We start from the raw sequence: 1,266 nt of genomic DNA, 5'->3' as shown, positions 1-1,266 counted from the left end.
TCCCGCTGCCGGGGTGGGCGCTGGTCCTCCCCTCCGATGCCGTGGCGCGCCTCCGCCGTCCTCCGGCGGGCACCGCGACGGTGCTGGCCCGCGTCGAGGGCGGGGTGGGGCTGGTCGACCTGCGCTGCATCGACCCCGCCGACGAGCCCGCCCTGGTCGATGCCGTGCGCGTCGCCCTGGGCGAGCCCGCGCCCGCCCCTGCCCCCGGGCCGACCCCCACGGACCCCACCCGATGAGGCGCGTCCTGGCCACCGCCGGCCATGTGGACCACGGCAAGTCCACCCTCGTGCGGGCCCTCACCGGGCGCGACCCCGACCGCCTCGCCCAGGAGAAGGCGCGCGGCCTCACCATCGAGCTGGGCTTCGCGTGGACCACGCTCCCGTCCGGCACCGAGGTGGCCTTCGTCGACGTCCCCGGCCACCGTCGCTTCATCGGCACCATGCTCAGCGGGCTCGGCCCGGCGCCCGCGGTGGTCTTCGTGGTGGCGGCCGACCAGGGATGGCAGGCGCAGTCCACCGAGCACCTGGCGGCCGTCCGCGCCCTCGGCGTCCGCGACCTGCTCCTCGTGGTCACCCGCTGCGACCTCGCCGAACCCGCCGAGACCCTCGTCACCGCCCGCGCGCACCTGGAGGCGGCGGGGCTCGCGGTCCCGCACGTGTGCGTGGCGGCTCCCACCGGCCAGGGCATGGACGAGCTCCGCGCGGCGCTGGACGCCCTCGCCGCCCGCACCCCCGAGCCGGATCCGGCAGCGCCCGTGCGCCTCTGGGCGGACCGCGCGTTCACGGTCGGCGGCAGTGGCACCGTGGTCACCGGCACCCTCGGCGCGGGCACGCTGGCCGTCGGCGACGAGCTCGACCTCCTCGACGCCCACGGCGCCCCCACCCGCGTGGCCGTCCGCGGCCTCCAGAGCCAGGACGCGCCGCTCGAGCAGGTGGGCCCGGTCTCGCGGGTGGCGGTCAACCTCCGCCGCACCGCGGTCGATGCCGTGGGGCGCGGCGCCGTGCTCCTCACCCCCGGCGCGTGGGAGAGCTCCGCCGTGGTCGACCTCGCGCTGGCCCCGGTCGATGACACGGGCGCCCCGCCGCAGCAGGCCACGCTCCACGTGGGCTCGGCCGACGTCGAGGCGCACGTGCGGCCACTCGGCGGGCACCACGTACGCCTCACCCTCGCGGCGCCCCTGCCGTGGCGGGTGGGCGACCGCGCCATCCTCCGTGACCCGGGCAGCCGGCGCGTCTGGTCGGCCACCGTCCGCGAGGTGGACCCGCT

The 1,266-nt window shown here is 78.4% G+C and carries 1 protein-coding gene and 1 pseudogene; both read left to right on the top strand.

Annotation, left to right across the window (positions count from 1 at the left end):
- Nucleotides 1–236, top strand: a pseudogene (locus HMPREF3099_RS10550) (L-seryl-tRNA(Sec) selenium transferase); the annotation flags it as partial.
- On the top strand, nt 233–1,266 hold a 1,034-nt coding region (locus tag HMPREF3099_RS10545), incomplete at its 3' end, for a GTP-binding protein (protein ID WP_202816756.1). The pseudogene HMPREF3099_RS10550 and the gene HMPREF3099_RS10545, both read left to right, overlap by 4 nt.

It is taken from the genome of Kytococcus sp. HMSC28H12 (assembly GCF_001816045.1).
Lineage (GTDB): Bacteria > Actinomycetota > Actinomycetes > Actinomycetales > Dermatophilaceae > Kytococcus > Kytococcus schroeteri.
This window is presented reverse-complemented; position numbering and strand designations above follow the sequence as displayed.